This is a genomic window from Limnobacter sp. (assembly GCF_036405155.1).
Lineage (GTDB): Bacteria > Pseudomonadota > Gammaproteobacteria > Burkholderiales > Burkholderiaceae_B > Limnobacter.
In genome coordinates this window covers 22,901-43,918 of sequence record NZ_DASWYD010000001.1, presented here as the reverse complement: position 1 = coordinate 43,918, position 21,018 = coordinate 22,901, and the positions used below count along the sequence as shown (strand labels likewise).

General features: G+C 58.9%; 19 protein-coding genes and 1 pseudogene. 9 read left to right on the top strand and 11 right to left on the bottom strand.

The window, feature by feature from the left end; genetic code table 11:
• Window positions 1–4: 4 nt before the first annotated feature.
• The 7 genes from tssE to VGE55_RS00160 all read right to left on the bottom strand — a co-directional run bounded on the left by tssE (window position 5) and on the right by VGE55_RS00160 (window position 6,925).
• A complete protein-coding gene (gene tssE / locus VGE55_RS00190) occupies window positions 5–502 on the bottom strand; it encodes a type VI secretion system baseplate subunit TssE (protein WP_331129727.1) in 498 nt (165 codons plus the stop codon).
• Window positions 495–977 (bottom strand): type VI secretion system tube protein Hcp, encoded by a 483-nt coding sequence (locus VGE55_RS00185; RefSeq protein WP_331129726.1) that lies wholly within the window; start codon window positions 975–977, stop codon window positions 495–497. The genes tssE and VGE55_RS00185 overlap by 8 nt, the downstream gene beginning before the upstream one ends.
• A 21-nt stretch (window positions 978–998) precedes the next feature.
• On the bottom strand, window positions 999–1,481 hold the full coding sequence (locus VGE55_RS00180; RefSeq protein WP_331129725.1) for a type VI secretion system tube protein Hcp: 483 nt from the start codon (window positions 1,479–1,481) through the stop codon (window positions 999–1,001).
• Window positions 1,482–1,519: 38 nt separating this feature from the next.
• Entirely contained in the window at window positions 1,520–3,010 is a 1,491-nt protein-coding gene (tssC, locus tag VGE55_RS00175) for a type VI secretion system contractile sheath large subunit (protein WP_331129724.1), read from the bottom strand.
• 1 nt (window position 3,011) lies between these two features.
• Window positions 3,012–3,545 carry a type VI secretion system contractile sheath small subunit gene (gene tssB / locus VGE55_RS00170; protein ID WP_331129723.1) on the bottom strand — a complete coding sequence of 178 codons (534 nt, stop codon included), beginning with the start codon at window positions 3,543–3,545 and terminating at the stop codon, window positions 3,012–3,014.
• A gap of 12 nt (window positions 3,546–3,557) precedes the next feature.
• Complete coding sequence (locus VGE55_RS00165) at window positions 3,558–4,643, bottom strand: ImpA family type VI secretion system protein (RefSeq protein ID WP_331129722.1); 1,086 nt, start codon at window positions 4,641–4,643, stop codon at window positions 3,558–3,560.
• 134 nt (window positions 4,644–4,777) lie between these two features.
• The gene (locus VGE55_RS00160; protein WP_331129721.1) at window positions 4,778–6,925 is read right to left on the bottom strand and encodes an FAD-dependent oxidoreductase; all 2,148 of its coding nucleotides are present in this window, start codon (window positions 6,923–6,925) and stop codon (window positions 4,778–4,780) included.
• Window positions 6,926–7,044: 119 nt separating this feature from the next.
• Between VGE55_RS00160 and VGE55_RS00155 the strand changes: the two genes are divergently transcribed.
• Window positions 7,045–7,863 (top strand): class III extradiol ring-cleavage dioxygenase, encoded by an 819-nt coding sequence (locus VGE55_RS00155; RefSeq protein WP_331129720.1) that lies wholly within the window; start codon window positions 7,045–7,047, stop codon window positions 7,861–7,863.
• A 9-nt stretch (window positions 7,864–7,872) separates the two neighbouring features.
• Here VGE55_RS00155 and VGE55_RS00150 read toward each other — a convergent pair whose 3' ends face one another.
• Window positions 7,873–9,342: a catalase gene (locus tag VGE55_RS00150; protein WP_331129719.1), complete on the bottom strand. Its 1,470-nt coding sequence runs from the start codon at window positions 9,340–9,342 to the stop codon at window positions 7,873–7,875.
• A 112-nt stretch (window positions 9,343–9,454) separates the two neighbouring features.
• Here VGE55_RS00150 and VGE55_RS00145 point away from each other — a divergent pair, with 112 nt between their 5' ends.
• The 3 genes from VGE55_RS00145 (at window position 9,455) to VGE55_RS00135 (ending at window position 11,780) form a co-directional block, all read left to right on the top strand.
• Complete coding sequence (locus VGE55_RS00145; RefSeq protein ID WP_331129718.1) at window positions 9,455–10,384, top strand: hydrogen peroxide-inducible genes activator; 930 nt, start codon at window positions 9,455–9,457, stop codon at window positions 10,382–10,384.
• 90 nt (window positions 10,385–10,474) lie between these two features.
• Entirely contained in the window at window positions 10,475–11,194 is a 720-nt protein-coding gene (locus VGE55_RS00140; protein ID WP_331129717.1) for a FadR/GntR family transcriptional regulator, read from the top strand.
• Between the two features lie 28 nt (window positions 11,195–11,222).
• Window positions 11,223–11,780, top strand: a complete 558-nt coding sequence (locus VGE55_RS00135; RefSeq protein WP_331129716.1) for a hypothetical protein — start codon at window positions 11,223–11,225, stop codon at window positions 11,778–11,780.
• Between the two features lie 12 nt (window positions 11,781–11,792).
• Here VGE55_RS00135 and VGE55_RS00130 read toward each other — a convergent pair whose 3' ends face one another.
• A complete protein-coding gene (locus VGE55_RS00130) occupies window positions 11,793–12,338 on the bottom strand; it encodes a response regulator transcription factor (protein ID WP_331129715.1) in 546 nt (181 codons plus the stop codon).
• Window positions 12,335–13,630, bottom strand: a complete 1,296-nt coding sequence (locus VGE55_RS00125; RefSeq protein ID WP_331129714.1) for an ATP-binding protein — start codon at window positions 13,628–13,630, stop codon at window positions 12,335–12,337. Before VGE55_RS00125 ends, VGE55_RS00130 begins: the two co-directional genes overlap by 4 nt.
• 53 nt (window positions 13,631–13,683) lie before the next feature.
• Here VGE55_RS00125 and VGE55_RS00120 point away from each other — a divergent pair, with 53 nt between their 5' ends.
• On the top strand, window positions 13,684–15,648 hold the full coding sequence (locus VGE55_RS00120) for an alpha/beta hydrolase (protein ID WP_331129713.1): 1,965 nt from the start codon (window positions 13,684–13,686) through the stop codon (window positions 15,646–15,648).
• 84 nt (window positions 15,649–15,732) lie between these two features.
• Entirely contained in the window at window positions 15,733–16,773 is a 1,041-nt protein-coding gene (locus VGE55_RS00115; RefSeq protein WP_331129712.1) for an acyltransferase, read from the top strand.
• 1 nt (window position 16,774) lies between these two features.
• Here VGE55_RS00115 and VGE55_RS00110 read toward each other — a convergent pair whose 3' ends face one another.
• The gene (locus VGE55_RS00110) at window positions 16,775–17,305 is read right to left on the bottom strand and encodes a YaeQ family protein (RefSeq protein ID WP_414674938.1); all 531 of its coding nucleotides are present in this window, start codon (window positions 17,303–17,305) and stop codon (window positions 16,775–16,777) included.
• A 190-nt stretch (window positions 17,306–17,495) separates the two neighbouring features.
• Between VGE55_RS00110 and VGE55_RS00105 the strand changes: the two are divergent.
• From VGE55_RS00105 to VGE55_RS00095, 3 genes and pseudogenes are all read left to right on the top strand, one after another.
• Window positions 17,496–18,581 (top strand): annotated as a pseudogene (locus tag VGE55_RS00105) (DegT/DnrJ/EryC1/StrS family aminotransferase); the annotation flags it as partial.
• 163 nt (window positions 18,582–18,744) lie between these two features.
• Window positions 18,745–19,914, top strand: coding sequence for a hypothetical protein (locus VGE55_RS00100; protein WP_331129710.1), 1,170 nt, complete (start codon window positions 18,745–18,747; stop codon window positions 19,912–19,914).
• Window positions 19,905–21,017, top strand: a complete 1,113-nt coding sequence (locus VGE55_RS00095; RefSeq protein ID WP_331129709.1) for an FkbM family methyltransferase — start codon at window positions 19,905–19,907, stop codon at window positions 21,015–21,017. The genes VGE55_RS00100 and VGE55_RS00095 overlap by 10 nt, the downstream gene beginning before the upstream one ends.
• Window position 21,018 lies beyond the last annotated feature (1 nt).

Genomic DNA, 21,018 nt, shown 5'->3' with positions numbered 1-21,018 from the left:
CCGCTTAAAACCCGGTGAGCGGCACCAATGCCACACGACCGGTTTCCAAATCAATGTCACTGCGCAGCACCAACTCAACAGGCACCGGGTGTGCATGCAAGGCCGCTGAAATTCGCAGGTGAATCACGTTGTGGTGGTTTAAAGCCGCCCCACCCGCATCGGCCCGCACCTGCAGACTGCTGGCAATGACTCTGGGCTCGAAATGGGCAATCGCCTGGTGAACAGACTGCTCCAGTTGCCTGACATGGATGCTGGACGCCAATTGACCTGCCATGGGTGGCAAGCCATACGCCAACACGCTGTGACGGGCTGGGCCGGACAAACTCGACACATCGCCTTGGCTGGCATTCAGCAAATGCTCCAGATCGTGAATGACCGAGGCCCGCAGTTGGTCACGGGACCAAGCCGATGGGCTTGCTTCGACACCCAAGCCATTCACACTGGACCGCCCCAACAGCCGCTCCAGCAAGGTGGGGCGATGCCACTGGCGCGACTCATTCATAGTGGTCAATGTAGGTGCAAGCACCCGACTTGGCATTGGCACCCAGCTTGGGTGTGTAGACCACCTCAATTTCCTTGAAGGCGATTGAAAAGGACTCGCTCACTTGCCGTTCATCGTCTGCAGCGGCCTGGAGATCGTAATCGGTGATGCGTGCTTTTTTCAGGGTGATCCGCAGATAATCGATGTCGTCAACACCGGCTGGGTCGCGGCATGTGATCACGACCGAGTTCAGACTTTCGGCTGAGCGCAAGGCACTCATGATGGCAGTGCTGGCGCTGTCCAGATTTTTGCGAATGGTGATGGCGCGCACGGAGGCTTTGGAATGCTGCTGCGACAGTGAATGGGCTTGCTGGGACATGCCCCAGGACCAACCCAGAATTTCGCATTGGCCCTCGTGCCCGACCCCAATGCTTTCGCCCCGGATGGCACCTTGGCGGCTGCCATCCAGAGCCAGGAACATGTCGACTTTGGACATGGTAACTCCCGGCCTTGCCGATTATTTCTCGGAGTTGGTGGCGATGTTGAAGGTGGCTTCCACCTTGCCATCTGCACCGCCATCGCGCTTTTGGGGAACATACACGTAGCTGAACTCGGCAAAGTTCAGCGTGATGTTTTCGGTCAGGCGATCATCACCACCCGAGCCGCCCTCGGACACGGCGGTCACCAGCACATCCTTCATGGTCAGAATGATGTACTCCAGCGGTTGCTCACCGGCTTTGCGCACAGTCAGGACCGCCTCTTCAAAATGCTTGCCGTTGCAGCAGGCCTTGATCAGGTTGGGTGTGGACTTGTCGGTGTATTTGGTGATGGACAGGTCTTGAACGCTGACTTTGCCAGCACCGCCCCCACGGGCTGTGTGCGTGGTTCCCGATTGGGACATGCCCCAGCTCCACGACAGAATGTCGATCTCTTTGGCGTGGACCTTGTCCACGGATTCGCCATCCACGCCCTTGATTTTCAGAAACATATCAACTGCCATAATTCCCTCTCAGATAAGTTGTTGGAATACGTGATGCATTAAGAAGCTTTGGCGGATGGCAGCTTGCTGACCAACCGCAAAGACACGGTGAGCCCCTCCAATTGGTAGTGGGGGCGCAAATAGAATTTCGAGGAATACATGCCGGGATTGCCTTCGATTTCTTCGACAACCACCTCGGCTGCGGCGAGTGGTCGCGTGGCCTTCACCGAATCGGAGGAATTGGCGGGGTCGCCGTCGACGTACTGCATGATCCAGTCCTGCAACCAGCGTTGCATGTCAGCCCGCTCTTTGAAGGAGCCGATTTTGTCGCGGACAATGCACTTCAGGTAATGGGCGAACCGGCAGGTGGCAAACAGGTAAGGCAAACGCGCTGCCAGCTTGGCATTGGCCGAGGCATCGGGGTCGTCATACTCAGCGGGTTTGTGCAAAGACTGGGCACCAATAAACGCCGCCAGATCGCTGTTTTTCTTGTGCACCAGAGGGAGAAAACCACTTTTGCTCAGTTCGGCCTCGCGGCGGTCTGAAATGGCAATCTCGGTGGGGCACTTCATGTCCACGCCACCGTCGTCGGTGGGAAAGGTGTGGGTGGGCAAATTGGGCACAGCACCACCCGACTCAATGCCCCGAATTTGTGAGCACCAGCCATATTGCTTGAAAGAGCGGTTGATGTTGACCGCCATGGCATACGCCGAGTTGGCCCAGGCATATCGACTGTGGTCAGCCACCCCGGTGTCTTCTTCGAACGCAAATTCCTCCACCGGATTGGTTTTGACACCATAGGGCTGGCGTGCCAAAAAGCGTGGCATGGCCAAGCCCAGGTATTTGGCGTCATCCGACTCCCGCAGGCTGCGCCAGGCGGCGTAGTCGGGTGTGGAAAAGATTTTGGTCAAATCGCGGGGGTTGGCAAGCTCTTGCCAGGAATCCATCTGCAGGGTGGCTGGTGACACGGCTGACAAAAATGGCGCATGCGCAGCCGCCGACACTTTGGCGAGTTCCCCGAGCATTTCCACGTCGGGTGGTGAATGGTCGAAGTAATAGTCGCCGACCAGACAGCCGTAGGGCTCGCCACCAAATTGCCCATATTCTGCTTCGTAGATTTTCTTGAACACCGGGCTTTGATCCCATGACACGCCCTTGTACCGCTTCAAGCTTTTGGCCAGCTCGGCTTTGGACACATTCATGAAGCGGATTTTGAGAAATTCGTCGACTTCGGTGTTGTTCACCAAGTAATGGAGGCCGCGCCAGGCGCTTTCCAGCCGTTGAAAATCGGGGTGATGCAACACGGCGTTGACCTGCGCAGTCAGCTTTTCGTCAATGGCACTGATCATGCGCTGGATGGAATCCACCACATCGTCCGACACCATGGCAGCACCGCTCAGGGCTTGATGCGCCAAGGTGACCACCGCCGACTCGACCGCCGAACGTGCTTCCTCGGTTTTGGGTTTGAATTCGCGGCTTAGCAGAGTAGACAGTTCGCTGCCGTCCAGTTCAATCAAACCCAGGGCATGGCTTTTTTGCAGTTCGGACATGTCATTCTCCGGTGGGGTTGGACTGTTGCGCATCGGCAGGTGGTGCACCCACCGGTTTCGCCGAAGCCGACAAGGACTTCAACAGGCTGGGGTCGGCCAGTAGCTTGGCCAACAATTCCTCGGCACCGTTTTTTCCATCCATGTAGGTGAGCAGGTTCGCGAGTTGTTGGCGTGCTTCCAGCAACTGGCGCAGGGGTTCTATTTGTCGGGCAATGGCGGCGGGACTGAAGTCGTCCATGGATTCAAAGGTGAGATCAACCGCGAGCTTGCCCTCGCCGGTGAGTGCGTTGTCCACATGGAAGGCTGCGCGGGGGCGAATGCTTTTCATGCGGGCATCGAAATTGTCGACGTCCACCTCCAGAAATTCACGTTCGGCCAATGGCGCCAAGGGCACTTCGGACTGACCGGACAAATCGGACAGCACGCCCATCACAAAGGGCAATTGCACTTTTTTTTGCGCCCCATACACCTCGACGTCGTATTCAATTTGAACGCGGGGTGCGCGGTTTCGGGCAATGAATTTTTGTCCACTCATGGGTAGGCCTCATTAAAAATTGGGATCGTCCAGTGCCCGGGGGTCAACCCCCATGATCCGTGCCACGTCGTTTAACGCGTCGGGGGCCAGGTCTTTCACAAGCTCCAGAAAGTTTTTGTCGATCAGACGCCGGGCACGCTTCAATAGCCATTGTGCTGGGCTGGTGGGCTCGGCCTGTTCGAGGTAACGGCACACACTGTCGATGGCGGCCAGCGCCTGTGCCCGGTTATTTACAACCAACACGGCAACAGGGGCTGGATTAGCACTTTGAGCAGGCTCACTCAATGAGCCTGATTGAAAGCCAGTTTGTAAGCCCGATTCAATCTGCATGGGTGCGCTCACCGCTGGAGAAAGTTCCGGCAAGACTTGGCGGACATGCCGAAGAACGGTTCGAAACGACTCAAGGGCAGACAAGCGCTCGTGGGGCAGCACTTGTGCAAAGGCAGCCGACAAGTCATCGAGCGCGCTGTTGAGGGACTGCACAACCGTTAGCAATTCGACCAACACATCGGCATGGGATTGCATGAACTGCTGCAATTGATCGCGGTTGCAGGTGGACACGGCACCCTGCAAATGGCCTGCCAGTATTTCGAAATCGCGGATGCGTAACTCACCCAGTGCTGCATGGCGATGCACCAGCGCAGACCGCAGGGTGGCAAAGAACGGGCTGCCTGGCCCCATGGATTCGATGACCTGGAGGCGCGGGTAAGCATCGCCCTCGTCCAGCGGCGGGTTAAGTGCCGTCCAGCAGTCGCGAATCAGCGCAGCCATGCCAGCCAACACCGTGGGAACGGGGGCCAGACCTTGGAGTGCCAGTTGTGACTGGGCCAACAGAAGCACCAGGCGCAAGTCACGGCTTTCGTTCAGGAGGAGCTGTGATTCGCGCTCAACAAAAGCCCAGTCGGGTGGTACGGCAGGTTCAAATTGCGTTTCGGGGCGCCCTTGCGCAGCCTGAACCAACGCAAGAAAGCGGTTGTCGTATTCAAGATTGGGACCACAGCCCAGCCCGGGCAGCGGGCGTGACCATGTCGGCAGCATGGGTTCAACCAAGGCCGCCGACTGCAGGTCAGGATTGTGGGTGTGCGCTGCGTTGGTCACAGAGGGCAGGCCAAGTCATCCAAATGAAGTGGCCGACTCTAGCAACCCTGTCAACATTCGAGAAATGCTTCACCTGAGGGCCATCACCCGCAGCGTCACTCTTACCCGCTTTCTACACTGCCCTGTGCGGCTTCCTACCCCCGCCGCCACGCATGGTAGCGGGCCAGCCAGGCGAGCACTTTTTGGGGTGCATGCGCGCGCTTCCATTCACCGGCCGCGTATTTGTTGGCCTCAGACAGGGTTGGGTAAGTGTGAATGGTGCCGAGAATTTTGTTCAATCCCAAGCCGTGTTTCATGGCCAACACAAACTCAGCCAGCAGGTCGCCCGCATGCACGCCCACAATCGTGACACCCAGGATTTTGTCTTTTCCGGGTACGGTGAGTACTTTGACAAAGCCGTGTGCATCGCTGTCGGCAATGGCACGGTCGAGGTCGTCGATCCCATAGCGGGTGACTTCATACGCCACGCCCTGGGCTTTGGCATCCTGTTCATTCAAACCCACGCGGGCCACTTCGGGGTCAATGAAGGTTGTCCAAGGAATGACGGAATAATCAACCTTGAATTTTTTGAACTGCCCGAACAAGGCATTCACGGCGGCGTACCAGGCTTGGTGCGCTGCTGTGTGCGTGAATTGGTAGGGGCCAGCCACATCGCCCGCCGCAAAAATATTGGGGTACAAAGTCTCCAGGTAATCATTGGTGACCACCGTGCGCTGGGTTTCAATGCCCAGTTGCTCCAGGCCGTAACCGGTCAGGCGAGCGCTGCGCCCCACAGCACAAATGACATCATCAAACGCAATGCGCACCTCGCGGTCTGCATGCTCGGCCACGAGTGTTTTTTCGCCACCATTCTGCTCAAAGCGCAGGGCTTTGTGACGGGTCAGCACCTGCACCCCGTCGGCTTGCAGGCTTTGCAGGGCCAATGCAGCCACGTCGTCATCCTCACGCACCAAAATACGGGGGGCCATTTCCACCTGCACCACCTGTGAGCCCAGCCGTGCAAAGGCCTGCGCCAGTTCACAACCGATTGGACCGCCGCCCAACACCACCAGCCGCTTGGGTGCTGCATCGCGCTGGGCGAATGCATCCCACAGGGTGTCGCTGGTGAGCACGCCCACATCCTGAATGCCCGGCAACGGCGGGATGAAAGGCTGTGCCCCTGCGGCAATCACAATGCTGCGGGCGGTGAGCCGGCTTGTCTCCCCATGGTTGTGGCGAATCTCCACCGTCCACGGGTCGACCAACGTGGCATAGCCCTGCAACACCTCCACGCCCAGGCCCGTGTAGCGCTCAATGCTGTCGTGCGGCTCAATGGCGCGGATAACATCGTGCACTCGCTGCATGACGGCTTTGAAGCTGAACTTGGGCTGGGTGGCCTCCAGCCCATAGCGATTGGCCAGGCTCATTTGATGAGCCAGCTTGGCACTTTTGATGAGTGCTTTGGAGGGAACGCAACCGTAATTCAAGCAATCGCCACCCATCTTATGCGCCTCAATCAAAGTCACTTTGGCTTTAACGGCTGCGGCAATGTAGGCGGACACCAAACCCGCTGCGCCCCCACCAATCACAATCAGGTTGCGGTCAAAGCGGGCGGGCTTTTTCCAGCGTGCATACACCCGGCGGGCCTGCACCCGGTCGATGATTTTTTTGGCCGCCAGCGGGAAAAAACCCAACACCACAAAAGAGGCGATGAGGCCAGGCGACAAAATGCCCGACAGGCTGGTGATTTTGGCCAGTTCAGTGCCCGCGTTGACATACACCACCGTGCCCGCAAACATGCCCAGTTGGCTGACCCAGAAAAATGTCCAGGCTTTCATCTGGGTTAAGCCCATCAAGAGGTTGATGAGAAAGAACGGAAACACCGGCACCAGCCGCAAGGTAAACAGGTAAAACGCGCCTTCTTTTTCAACACCGGCATTGATGGCATTGAGGCGGTTGCCAAACTTGGCCTGCACCGAATCGCGCAGAAAATAGCGGGCCCCCAGAAAAGCCAGTGTGGCCCCCACGGTGGACGCGAACGACACCAGCAAGAGGCCCTGCCAAAGGCCGAACAAAGCGCCACCGGCCAGGGTCATGACCGCAGCACCCGGGATGGAAAATGCGGTGACCACCACATAGATGGCAAAGTAAATGCCAGAGACCAACCACGGGGACTCGGCCTGGAAGCGCCGAAAGTCGCCGAGGCTGTTTTTGAGGGAGTCGAGCGTGAGCAGATTTTGCAGGTCGAAGGCAAAGACAGCCACCAGTGCTGCGGCGATGGCCAGCAGAAGAATTTTTTTCATGAACAGTTCCGAGTGTGTGTGCTGCTGGAATTTCGTCGATGTCGTTCAAAAAGTTACGACAAGCGGATTTGGGGTCTACGTTACACTGAGTCCATTGCCTTGTGCAGGAGTTTGAACACATGCCCCACAACACCGCCATTTCTGCGCTGTTCATCAGCCACGGTGCACCGACGTTTGCCTTGGAGCCTGGTGCTCCCGGCGAGGCCTTGGAAGCCGTCGGTCAACGTTTGCTGACGCAGCACGTGCGTGCGTTGATTGTGGTGAGCCCGCATTGGCGCAGCCAGCATTTGCAGGTGACCACCCACGCGCAGCCCGCCATTGTTCACGACTTTTTTGGCTTCCCGAAGGCTTTGTACGGATTAAACCCGCTGATCAACGGCGACCCTGCCCTGGCACTGCAACTGGTGGAGCTGTTGGCCTTGCGCGGTTTACCTGTAGAGGCAGCGCCCCAACAAGGGTTTGACCATGGCGTGTGGGTGCCTTATTTGCACCTGTTTCCGCAGGGCGGGCCACCGGTGGTGCAACTGAGCATGCCAGTGGACTGGACCGCACGGGAGGCCTTTGCAACAGGGCAGGCCCTGTCCGCATTTGCGCACCACCACCGCGCTGTGGTGGTGGGCAGCGGTAGCCTGACCCACAACTTCAGCGACCTGAACTTGGGTGGAACATCACAGGGCAAGGCAGCGCCAACCTACGTGAATGAATTTACGCGCTGGATTGGTGCTCAATTGGAAGCGCGTAACTCAGCGGGGATAGCGCAAGCAGATCAACTGGCACCAAATTTTCACCGGGCCCACCCGGACGATGACCATTACCTGCCCTTGCCGTTTGCAGTGGGTGCCGCAGCAGTTGGCACCTGGGGGTTTGAGGAGTTGCCGGAAGACGTGCGCTACGGCGCATTGTCGATGCAGAGTCATGTTTTCACACGCCCTTCCTGATGGGGTGCCTCACCGCGCGCTGTACTCCACTCCATACTTTTCCAAGCCTGAGCGGATCGACTGACCATACGATGGGTCAATCCGGTCGAAATGCCCCAGTGCGCGGTCCACGATAAAACCAGGCACGCCCTGCATGCTGACCGCGATGTTGTCGCCCAGGCGTTTGCGATGCTCCGCATCCAGTTGCTTGAACAGGGCACGAGGCTGCACATAGTCGTCGCTGGCATCACGTTGATCAAAGCGCCCGGCGTCACCAAACAGGTGCAGGGGTGGCTCCTGAACGGTCGGTGACTGCACCGGCCCACCAAAACTGTTCGGCTCGTAGTAGGCAGCCGGGTTGGGGTTGTTCTCGAAAAAGCGCATCGCACCGTCTTTGTGATAGTGGTGCACCGGGCAGTGTGGCCGGTTAACGGGCAAGGCTTCGTAGTGCGTACCGATGCGATAGCGGTGCGCATCAGCATACGCAAACAAGCGACCCTGAAGCACGCGGTCGGGACTGAAACCGATGCCAGGCACCACATTGCTGGGGCTGAACGCAGCCTGTTCAATTTCGGCGAAGTAGTTGTCCGGGTTGCGGTTCAGTTCAATCTCGCCCACCGGAATCAAAGGGTAGTCAGCATGCGGCCACACCTTGGTAAGGTCAAACGGGTTGTAAGCTGTTTTCAGTGCATCGGCCTCGGGCATGATTTGCACCATCACTGCCCACTTCGGGTATTGGCCTGCCTCAATGGCACCGAACAGGTCTCGCTGATAACTTTCGCGGTCCTTGCCAATCACGCGCTCGGCTTCTTCGTTGCTGAGGGTTTTGTGGCCCTGTTGGGTTTTGAAGTGGAACTTCACCCAAAAGCGCTCGCCATGCGTATTCCAAAAGCTGAACGTGTGGCTGCCATAGCCGTTCATAAAACGGGGGCTGGCGGGAATGCCCCGGTCGCTCATGAGAATGGTGATTTGGTGCAAGGCCTCGGGTGACAGGCTCCAGAAGTCCCAAGCCGCAGTGTTGCTGCGCAGGTTGGTTTTGGGGTTGCGCTTCTGGGTTCGAATGAAATCCGGAAACTTGAGCGGGTCGCGGATGAAGAACACAGGTGTGTTGTTGCCCACCAGGTCCCAGTTGCCCTGGCTGGTGTAAAACTTGAGCGCAAAGCCCCGCACGTCCCGCTCGGCATCGGCGGCGCCCTGTTCACCCGCCACGGTTGAGAATCGCGCAAGGATTGGCGTTTTTTGCCCTACACGCCCAAACACCTCGGCACAGGTGTAGGCCGTGATGTCGTGGGTTACCGTGAACACGCCATGCGCACCCCAGCCTTTGGCATGCACCACCCGCTCGGGAATGCGTTCGCGGTTTTGGTGGGCCAGTTTCTCGATCAACTGCCAGTCCTGCATCAGCAAAGGCCCGTTGGGGCCAGCCGACAGGCTGTTCTGGTTGTCCGCGATGGGGGCGCCTGCAGTGGTGGTCATCACGGGGCATGTCGGTGTGTTCATGTCTTGGCCTGGCTTGCATGGAGTAGATCCATCTTCGACAAAACCAGATGAGGGGTCCAACGGGTTATTCCGCTGGCTATAATCGGATTTTCCGATACACAGGCAGCAAGCCATGAACAGCCGGTTTACGCAGGCCGCCAGCCTCTCACTCAAGCAGCTGAGCTACCTGCTGGCCGTGGCCGAGACTCTGAATTTCACCCGGGCAGCCGAACTGTGTTTTGTGACCCAGTCCACCCTGAGTGGTGGGCTGGCCGAACTGGAACGGCAACTGGGCGTGAAACTGGTGGAGCGGGACAGACAGCGGGTGGCGCTGACACCAATCGGTGCGGATGTAGCCCGGCGAGGTCGTGATTTGCTGGCTGCCAGCCAAGACCTGCTCAACATTGCCAGCCAAGCCAGCGACCCGGCCAGCGGCGAGTTCACCCTGGGTGTGATCCCAACCATTGCACCCTTTTTGTTAAGCCGCATGCTGGCAGGCCTGCGCACGGCATTTCCACGACTGCAGGTCAACATTCGGGAAAGCCAAACCCACGTGCTGCTGGCCGAGTTGGACCAGGGTGAACTGGATGCGGCGGTTTTGGCCCTGCCCATCGACACCGGCAAACTGCATGCGGAGATATTGTTCGAAGAAGCCTTGCAGTTGGTCGCTCCAGCCGATGATCAGCTGGCCCGACATGCGCAGTTCTCATTACAAAACCTGGAAAGTGGACAGTTGCTGCTGCTGGAAAAAGGGCATTGCCTTCGGGACCACACTTTGGCGGCCTGCACAACCCGACCGCAAAGCGATGACCAGCACACCATTGAAGCCACCAACCTGAGCACCATGGTGCAGTTGGTGAATGCCGGACTGGGCTGCGCACTGCTGCCCGACATGGCGGTACAAGCGGGTATTTTGCAAGGCACACACACCACCGTGGTGCCCCTGCAAGCGCCGCTGCCCACCCGGACCATTGCCCTGCTGACGCGGCCCAGCCACCCAAAACTGGAATTCATGACCACGGCACTGGCGCCCGTGCTGATGGGCTGCCGCCACACCAGCTGAGGGTTTGCGCGAGCATCGAGTCCATTGTGTTGCCGTTCGAATGGTCAACTGGTATGATCAGTTGACCAGTTTTATGGAGTGGCACTGCACATGGAACCCATCGACAAAACCGCCATTTCAGACCAGGTGTTTCACCAACTGCAAACGCAAATCCTGACCCGCGCCCTGCCCGCTGGCCATGAACTTCCATCCGAGCGGCAGTTGTCGGCCCAACTGGGGGTGAACCGTGGTGCCATCCGCGAGGCGATTAAGCGGTTGCAACAAGCGCGGCTGGTGAAGGTGCGCCACGGCGGGGCCACCATGGTGGAAGAATTTTCAGAACACGGGGGGCTGGAACTGCTGCCCAGCCTGGTGGTGAACGACCGTGGCCAACTGAACCTGGAACTGGCCAAGGGCATTGTGCTGTTGCGCAAAACCTTGGCGCCGCTGGTGGCCGGCCAGGCGGCTGCCCACCATGGGGAGGCCCTGGCAGCCGAACTGAGCCCGGTGGTGGAAGCGATGAAAGCCACCACCGACCTGCCCACCCTGCAACAACTGGCTTTTGATTACTGGAGTGCCGTGGTGAAGCACAGCGGCAATGTGGTGTTTCGCCTGGCCTTTAATTCCATGAACGAGACTTACCGGGCCGTGTGGGGCTTGATGACCCACCTGATGCAGGACGAGTTTCGGGACATCAACACCCTGGCGCAACTGCTGGAGGCTTTTAGAGCGGGGGAGGTGCGGCGCTGTGAAGTGCTGACCCGCCAACACGTTGAACTGGGCAGTCGCGCCTTGCAAAACAGCCTCAATACCTTGTCGGGCTTGTCCTGATGCTTTGAATACACCCGAGGAGACACGGATGTTTGGACCCCTGGAAATTCCCGCCGCCCTGCTGACCGCCAACGCGGTGGAATGGGCCATGCACAAGTACGTTCTACATGGATTGGGCAAACAGCAAGGCACCTTTTGGGCCTTTCACTTCCATGAGCACCACAAGGCGGTGCGCCAACACGGCTATTACGACCCCAATTACCAACGCTTCCCGTTGGGTCTGCATGCGCAGGGCAAGGAAACCTGGGCTTTGCTGGCCACCAGCGTGGCATTGATCCCAGCATTCCCGGTCGCACCCTGGTTTGTGGGCACGCTGTGGTATTGCGCTGGCAATTATTACCGGGTGCACAAAAAGTCCCACAACGACCCGGCGTGGGGCAAAACCCATGTGCCTTGGCACTACGACCACCACATGGGCAACAACCCGGGGGCCAACTGGTGCGTCACCAAACCGTGGTTTGACTACATCATGGGCACACGCATTTTCTCCGCTGGCAGTGTGCGGGAAGACAATGTGCTGGGCCTTCAAAAACTGCCGCGCTGGGTGGCCCGCTGGCTGCCCAAGCCCGAGGCTTTGGCATCCTGAAACAGTCGGCGATTAACGCTGCACAGGCTTTTTGGCCAGCTTGCGTTGCAGGGTGCGCCGGTGCATGTTGAGCGCCCGGGCTGTGGCCGACACATTCCCACCATGCTCATGCAATACACGGGCGATGTGTTCCCATTCCAGGCGCGACACCGACATGGGTTGCAGCTCGGGCTCATCGCTTGAGCCCGCCCGCGCTGACCCTTCATCGTCCAGCGCCTGCACAATGTCAGCAGCCCCCACAGGCTTGGCCAACACATTGTCGGCCCCCAGCTTCATGGCTTGCACGGTGGTGGCGATGCTGGCGTAACCCGTCAGCACCAAAATTCGGGCACTGGGGTGGGCTTTCCGCAGCGGGGCAATCAGGGACAGACCCGAATCCTCACCCAGGTTCAAGTCCACCGTGATGTCGGTGAATGCGCCCCGATTGCCGTGCAACAGCGCATCGGCCCGGTTGCAGGCCAATTGCACATCAAAGCCGCGGCGGGTCAATGTGCGTGCCAGGGTTTCGCCAAAAACGGCATCGTCATCAATCAACAGCAATGTTCTTCGATGGCTCATGCTGCATGCTCCAGCGGCAGCAGGGGCAATTCAACGGTTGCCCGCAGGCCGCCCTGCACATTGGCAAAACTGGCCCGGGCGCCATGACGCTCCAGCAGGGACGACAACAGGTACAAGCCCATGCCCTGGCGGTCGGATTCCACCGTTTCATAGCCCAACTTGGGCAACAACTCGGGCGCAACGCCACCGCCAAAGTCTTGCACCCACCAGACCAAGGCCCCGGGCGTGGTGTCAAAGCCCACGTGGATGGGTGCTGCTGCACCACCATGCGCGTGGCTGTGTGCCGCATTTTCCAGCAGCGTGTTCCAAGCCAGGCCCAACACCGACGGCGGTACCGCAACTCGAAGCCCGGCGTGCATGGACGCTTGGGCCACAACATGCACATGGGCTGCAGGGTGGGCATTGTTCCAGTCGCGCACGGTGGTGGCCCACCAATGCAGCCAAGCGGTGGAATCACGCTCTGTGTCGCTGGGCCGCGTGTCCACCTGTGCGCGCAGTTGTTGCAGAATGCCTTGCACGGTTTGCAACTGGGCTTTCATTTGCAGCAAGTCCCGCTGGGGTACTGGCTCAGGCTGGGTTTCCAGCCATTCATCGGCCAACAAGGCCATGGTGGCCACGGGCGTGCCCAACTGGTGTGCAATCGACGCAGCCTGATTGCCCAAGGCCGCCAAGCGTTCCTCACTGGCCAAGCGGGACTGGGCCATGGCCAGCGCTTGCTCCCGTTGGCGCAATGCGTTGCTGAGCCGCGCCACAAACCCAACCAGAATAAGCACGCTGACCATGAAGTTCAGCCACATACCCACCAAATGGAAATACACCCCACTGGACGGATTGGGCAGCACCAGTGGGATGTATTCGCGCATCAGGATGCTGTAGGCCAACACACTGACCACCGACAGCAGCACCACCTGCCCCAAGGGCAACAGGGCTGCGGCCAAACCCAACAAGGGCAAGTACAGCGACACGAACGGGTTGGTCACCCCACCGGTGAAATACAGAATGAACGAAAACGCGGCCAGATCGGCCAGCAGTTGCGCCGTCACCTCGAACGGCCCCACCCGGTGTTGAATCGAGGATTGCTTCAACTTGGCCCAAGTGAGCATGTTGAGCAGAACCAAACCCCCTACAATCACCCCAAGGGCCGTCCACGGCAATTGAACCCCCAACACCCCGTTCAGGGTGAACAACACCAGCAAATGCGCAGCAATGGCAAAGTTGCGCAAGGACCACACCGTGCGCAATTGCGCATGGCGGTTGACTGGCCAGGGTTCATTGGGGCGGGCTGGGTTCATGGGGTGTCATTCTGACACTGTTTTCCCAACGCGATCACTTGTGGGGTTCTGCTGTGCCTTCCTTCTATGCGACATGGTGTCGCAGCCATCTGCTGCGTGGCCTGCTGGGTTGCCTGCTCAATTGCCTAATTGGCCTGGGCGGCTGCGCCATGGTGGATGTCAGCTCGGTCAGCTCCAAAGAGTTTGTGGCCTTGCGACGTGGCGATGTGCTGACCACCGGAGAGCTGAGCAACTCAACCCGGTCTGCACTGCAGGTGCTGGGCCTGGACGAAAACACCTGCATGACGCAAGCCGAAACCTGCAGAAACAGGCTGGGCAGCGAGCCAGGGCTGAGCGATGAACAACGCATGGCCAGCCTGGCCGAGTTGTGGCTGCAAGAAGCACTGAAACGGGAAACCGAAAGCCGCCTGACACCGGGCTCGACCGCGCTGAAAGTACACACCGTGGCCGCCCACCTGGAAAGCGCCCGGTATGCATACGCCTACTTGTTTTTCACCACACGCGGACCAACCCAGCGGGCCTTGGAAGACCGCCAGGCCCAGGTTCGGGACTATTACAATTTTTCGACACAGCAGGCGGCCATCGGCCTGTTTGGACTGTACCAGGATGAACTGCAGGAGGCCAGCCAAGGCGAGGGCTTGTACCAGCTTGCACTGGAAGATTGGACCATTCGGGGCAGCACGGTGGCCATGAGCCTGAATGCCTTCAGTGGCTTGCCAAAAAGCCTGATGACCGCCACCGAGCTGGAGTTTGGCGGGCTACGCAACCAGTACCGTCGGGATGGCCTGGGTGCCGAACTGGTGGCTGCATTTGGCAACCGGGTGGTGACCAATGCGGACGCCAACACCCCGTGGAGCGAAATGACGTTCCCGGTGTTCACCGTGCTGCTGAAATTTGACGGCAACAGCCTGGATGAGGTGCTGAAAACGCGAAACGTGGAATGGTTGGGCTATGACCCCTATCGCTCCAAATCTACTTTTGTAGCAGGTACCGAGGTGCCACTGGCCGCCAACTTCACCGCAGGTTACGGGCTGTGGCTGGCCCGCTCGGGCTTTGCCCAACAAAGCCTGCTGACCTTGGTGGGCCGGGGCGATGCATTGGAAAAGCCCCGTATTTACCTGATGCAACCCTACGACCCCAAACGCAAAGTGCTGGTGATGCTGCACGGCCTGGCCAGCAGCCCAGAGGCTTGGGTGAATGTGGCCAACGAGGTGCTGGGGGATGCAGTGCTGCGGGAAAACTATCAAATTTGGCAGGTGTATTACCCCACCAACCTGCCGCTGGCTTTCAACAACCGGGCGATTCGGGACGCACTCACAGACACCCTGAAAGCCTTCGACCCCAAGGGGGTTAACCCCGCCTCCAGGGACATGGTGCTGTTGGGCCACAGCATGGGCGGCGTGATTGCCCGCCTGATGGTCTCGGACGCTGGGGACACCTTGTGGAACGGCCTGTTGTCTGAATACGAGGTGACACCCGACCGGGAACAGCGCCTGCGCTCGAAACTGGAGCCCCTGTTGAAATTCTCGGCCATGCCCCAGGTGACCCGCGCCATTTTTGTCGCCACCCCGCACCGGGGCACCGAGTTTGCCGAAAACCGGTTTGCGCGGTTTGTCGCCAGCATCATCCGCCTGCCGGCCAACGTGCTGTCGCGGGTGACCGAGATTGCCCAACTGCTGGTGGACCCCGACTCGGCCTCTCCGGCAGCCCTGACACGGCCCTTCAACAGCATCAACAACTTGAGCGATCAGGACCCCTTTGTCAACCTGGCGGCCACCTTGCCCATTTCCAGCAGGGTGAAGTACCACAGCATTGTTGGCAACAACACGCCTGAATTGCCGCTGGAAGACAGCAACGACGGCGTGGTGCCATACCGCAGCGCACATCTGGAGGGTGCAGCCTCGGAACTGGTGATTCCCAGCTGGCACAGCGTGCAGGAACGTCCACAAGCCATTGTGGAAATTCGCCGGATTTTGCGGGAGCACCTGGCGGCGCAGACCGTTCACGCCATGAAGTGACCAATTTAGAGTGTGGGTGCAAGAGCACGGGGCAAGTCGGCCTTATACTTCGCGCAACTTGTTGATTTCATGCAGTACCCACCCATGCGCAACCCACTGGTCGATTGCCTCAAAGCCTTCGCATCGCAAATCATTGTTCTGCACCATTTGGTGTTGTACAGCCCCATGGCCAAAGAGCTCCAGCCTTTGTGGCCCGGGCTGTTTGCCGTGCTGGGCGACCAGGCCCGGTATGTGGTGCAGGTGTTTTTGGTGATTGGGGGGTATTTGGCGGCACAGTCCATGTGGAAGTTGCTCGCCCAACCGCAAGCCAGCGAGCTGACCACCGCCACCAAGCTGATTTGGCAGCGCTACCTTCGCCTGGCCAAGCCCTATTGGGTGGCCATTGCCGCAGCGGCCCTGTTGGCGGCCGGGCTGTCATGGTTTGATGCGTTTTCAGACCTGGTCGAGCCCCCCACCCTGGCACAAATTTTCTCGCACATCTTGATGGTGCACGACATTGTGGGTGTGCATGCCCTGTCGGCCGGGGTATGGTATGTGGCCATCGACTTCCAACTGTATGCCCTGCTGGTGCTGATGGTGTGGTTGAGTCGAAACCTCAACGGCACGGCGGTGCTGGCCTGGCTGGAACCGGCGCGGGTGTGGATGTTGCTGGCACTGGGGCTGACGGTTTGTTCGCTCTTTTGGTGGAACACCAACCCCAGGCTGGATGAATGGGGCATTTACTTTTTTGGCGCGTATGGCCTGGGTATTTTGTCGTTTTGGGCGGTGAAGAAACAGCGCCGGGCACCGGTGATGGCTTTGGTGGCCAGCATGGTGTTGGCCGCACTGTGGTTCAACTGGCGGGAACGCCTCATCCTGACAGGCATCACCGCCCTGTTGTTGATGGGCAGCGACATCATCCGCCCCTGGGTGGAAAAAGTGCATTCCAGCGCCATTCAAAAACTGGGCGATATTTCCTACTCGGTGTTTTTGATTCATTACCCGCTGCTGGTGCTGACCAGCGGTTTGGTGATGTGGCTGGGCGATGACAGCCTGAGCCTGAACATGGCCGCTTTTGTGGGCACCTGGCTGCTGAGCATTGCCGCTGGTGCCATCATGCACCACACCATTGAACGCAACGCTTAGTTCACAACGGGGCTTTTAACCACACAGGTTTGAGGTGCGCCTCACCCAAATACACCTCCCCTTCCTGCACGGTGCACGCCAGCGCCATGTTGCGCTGGGCCAGCGCGGCCATGGCAGCCCCGTCCTCGGGGGTGATCTGCAACACGGCGACCTTCTCGAGTTTGCTCAACCAGCTTTGGTTGTTGCTCCACCACACCGGGGTTGAGCGGCCGTAACTCACCACCCACACCCGGTCGGCACGGCCGCAAGCCTTGCGCACCCGTGCTTCATCGGGTTGCCCCAGTTCAATCCACAAACGGATGGCTCCAGTGGGGTCAATTTCCCACACGGCCGCTTCGTCTTCGGCAGAAATACCCTTGCCAAATTGCAGGTCTTCCCCGGCATTCAAGGCAAAAGCCAGCAAACGCACCATCATCCGCTCTTCGGTCTCCGAGGGGTGCAGAGCCAGGGTGAGGTTGTACTGGCCGTAGTGGTGGCGATCCAGGTCGGACACATCCAATTGGGCTTTGTAAACGGTTGCGCGCAGGGCCATGAAGAGGGAGCGTTGGACTGGATTGGACAAGCCGCCATTATCCGACTTTTGGGGGATAAAACCGCTTCTTCCGCCCCTTTGTAGGGGTGGAAAACCCAAGACTGAGGGGATAAACCCCTGATTTTCAAGCCATGGGGTATCGCACAGCCTGCCAATAATGAAAGCCTGACCACTGCCTTTCGAGACCGGCATGCGCGACAAACCCATTTACGTGACCCAGCCTGTGCTGCCGCCGCTGGCAGAGTTTGTCCCCTTGCTCGAACAGATTTGGGACAACAAGGTGCTCACCAACAATGGCCCCTTCCACCAACAACTGGAAGCCGAGCTGTGCAAGTACCTGGGCGTTGAACACCTGTCCCTGTTCGCCAACGGCACCCTGGCCCTCATGACCGCGTTCAAGGCCCTGCGCATCACGGGCGAGGTCATCACCACGCCCTACTCCTTCGTGGCCACGTCGCATTCGCTGATCTGGAACAACCTGAAGCCGGTGTTTGTGGACATCGACCCAGTGACCTTCAACCTCGACCCACAGCGCATTGAAGAAGCCATCACCCCCAACACCACCGCCATTTTGCCCGTGCATTGCTATGGCCTGCCCGCCAACACGGCCGAGATTCAGCGCATTGCCGATGTGTATGGCCTGAAAGTGATTTACGACGCCGCCCACGCCTTTGGTGTGCGACAAGGCGGCGACAGCGTGCTGAATGCCGGCGACCTGTCGGTGCTCAGCCTGCACGCCACCAAAGTGTTCAATACGTTTGAAGGGGGTGCGATTGTCTGCAAAGACGCCAAGACCAAACAACGGATTGACTACCTCAAGAACTTCGGCTTTGCCGATGAAGTGACCGTGATGGCCCCCGGCATCAACGGCAAGATGAGCGAGATCAATGCCGCAGTGGGTTTGCTGCAACTGAAAACCGTGGATGAATCGCTGACTCGCCGCCTGGACATTGCCTCCATGTACCGCGAGCTGCTGGCCGGCGTGGACGGTTTGCAGATGCTGAATATTCCTGACAGCGTGCAATGGAACGGCGCGTATTTCCCGGTGTTCGTGAAAGACACATTCCCGATGAGCCGGGATGCCGTGTACCAGCACCTGCGCGACCATGGCATTTATGCCCGCCGATATTTTTACCCACTGATCAGCGACATGCCCATGTACCGTGGCCTGCCATCGGCCAGCCCTGAACGTTTGGCAGTGGCGCAACGTGCTGCTGCCGAAGTGCTGTGCCTGCCCATCTACCCTGCACTCACTTTCAAAGACATTGAACAGGTGTGCGAATGCCTGGTGGCCCCGCTGAAAGACGCCCAAATGCACGCACTGGAAGAGGCCGAACACGAAGCCGAAGACCTGGATGCAGAAATTGCCGTGGATCTGTCGCCCAATCGGCCTGAACACGTGTTTCACCCCTTGGGCAAAACCGCGCCGGAGCTGGACCGTGGCTAAGGTGCTGGTGGTCGACACCAACTTTTCATCGGGCCCGATTGTGGAGTTTCTGCGCAGCCTGGGCCACACCGTGCATTGCTGCGGCGGCAACCCGCAAGACTACCTGGCCAAAAACGACCCGGGCTATGTTCAACTGGATTATGCCGATGCGGATGCACTGCTGGACTTGACCCGTGAACTGGATGTGGATTACCTGGTGCCCGGCTGCAACGACCGTTCGTATGCCAGCTGTGCCGTGGTCAACAGTGAACGGAATTTCCGGGGCATCGACACGCTGGACGCCACACACACGTTGTCGAATAAATCAGCCTTTCGCCGGTTTGCCATGCAGGAAGGCCTGTCCACCCCACAACTGTATGACGAACAGGCTGTGCCCACGGATGTGAGCGTGATGGTGAAACCCACCGATGCATTCAGCGGACATGGCATCACCGTCGTGAAACCGGGCGATGCAGCCGGCTTGCGCTCGGCCATTGAACACGCCAGGCACACCAGCCGAAGCGGCGAGTGCGTGATTGAAACCCATGTGCAGGGGCAGTTGCACAGCCACTCGGCTTTCATTCACAACGGGCGCGTGGTGCAGGACTTTGTCGTGATTGAACACGGTTCAGCCAACCCCTTTGTGGTGGACACCAGCCACTTGGCCATTGATTTTCCAAAAGTGGTATTGAAGCAGTTGCGTGCCGAGGTGGAGCACATGGCTCACCGCTTGAGCCTGACCGATGGCCTGGTGCATGGACAATTTTTGCTGACCGACCGTGGCTTCGCCTGGGTTGAAATGACCCGCCGTTGCCCGGGCGACCTGTACAGCCAGCTGATTGAACTGTCCACCGGTTTTCCCTATGCGGCCAGCTATGCCCGCCCGTTTGTGGGCTTGAATGTGGCCCCCCTGACAGGGTTTGATGCCCGATGGATATTGCGCCACACCCTGACCCTGCCCAAGCGTGCGGTGATGTCGCACCTGGGGTTCAAACGCCCCTTGATGGTCACGCGGTGGGTGCCCCTGGCGGTGAGCGGTGACGACATTGCGCCCAGCCCCAAAAGCCGGATTGCGATTTTGTTTGCACAAGCTGCATCCAGCACCGAATTGCTCGACCTGAGCCTGGCTGCGCAACAGCGCCAGTTGTACGACATACACCCCGCGAGGCCCACATGCCAGTGATGGAACACACCTTGGGCGAACAACTGGATGCCCTGCTGCACCAGCCCAACAACACACAGACCAGTCGCTGGGTTTCTGAGTTTATTGACCCCCGCCAACCCGCTCTTCGCTATGCCATTGGCCGCAATCCGGAAGGGTTGGCACTGTCACGGGAAGTCCGGCTGGACGGCTGGATTGATGACCGATTCGACGGCGCCGAGTGGGCTGGCTTGCCCGTGCTCACCATGAAGCAAGTGCCCACCCACGCCTGGGTGGTGAACTGCTCCACCTCGATTGTTCCAGTGAGTGTGCACAAAGCCCTCAAAGCCCGGGGCTTTGAGCGCATTTTGAGCGTGGCCGACTTTATTCAGCACCCGACCACAGCCCACAGCATGTTGCCCGCTTTTGTTCGCGAGCAGCGCCTGGAGTGGATGAAGCACCAGGCCGACTGGGAAACCCTGTTTGCCCAACTGGGCGATGATGAGTCGCGCAACACCTTGCTGAACACCCTCGCTTTTCGCCTGAGCGCCGACCTGTCCAGCATGCAGGGTTACACCGTTCGTTTTCGGGAGCAGTATTTTGAAGATTTCCTGAACCTCAACCGCGAGGTGTTTGTGGACTGCGGCGGGTTTGACGGCGACACCACCGAGGAATTTTGCAAACGAGACCCGGCCTACCGCCGGGTTTACCTGTTTGAACCCTCGCCCGTGAACATGGCGGCGGCCCACCTGCGCCTGGCACACCACCGCGACATCGTTTTCAAACCCCTCGGTGTGTCGGACGCACCCGGCCAACTGGAATTCGACCCCGATGCAGGCTCGGCCTCGGCCGTTGGCCAAGGCGGCCAGCACAGCATTCGGGTCAACACGGTGGATGCCGAAGTGCCTGAAGCCGCCACTTTCATCAAGATGGACCTTGAAGGCTGGGAACTGAATGCACTGGCCGGTTGCCGCCAACAGATTTTGAAGCACAAACCCAAACTGGCGATTTCAGTCTATCACCAGGCCTCACACTTCCGGGAAGTTTGGGCTCACGTGATGAGCCTGAACCCCTATTACAAGGTCCGCCTTCGCCACTACACCGAAGGCTGGTCCGAAACCGTGATGTTTTTCACGGAGGAATAAG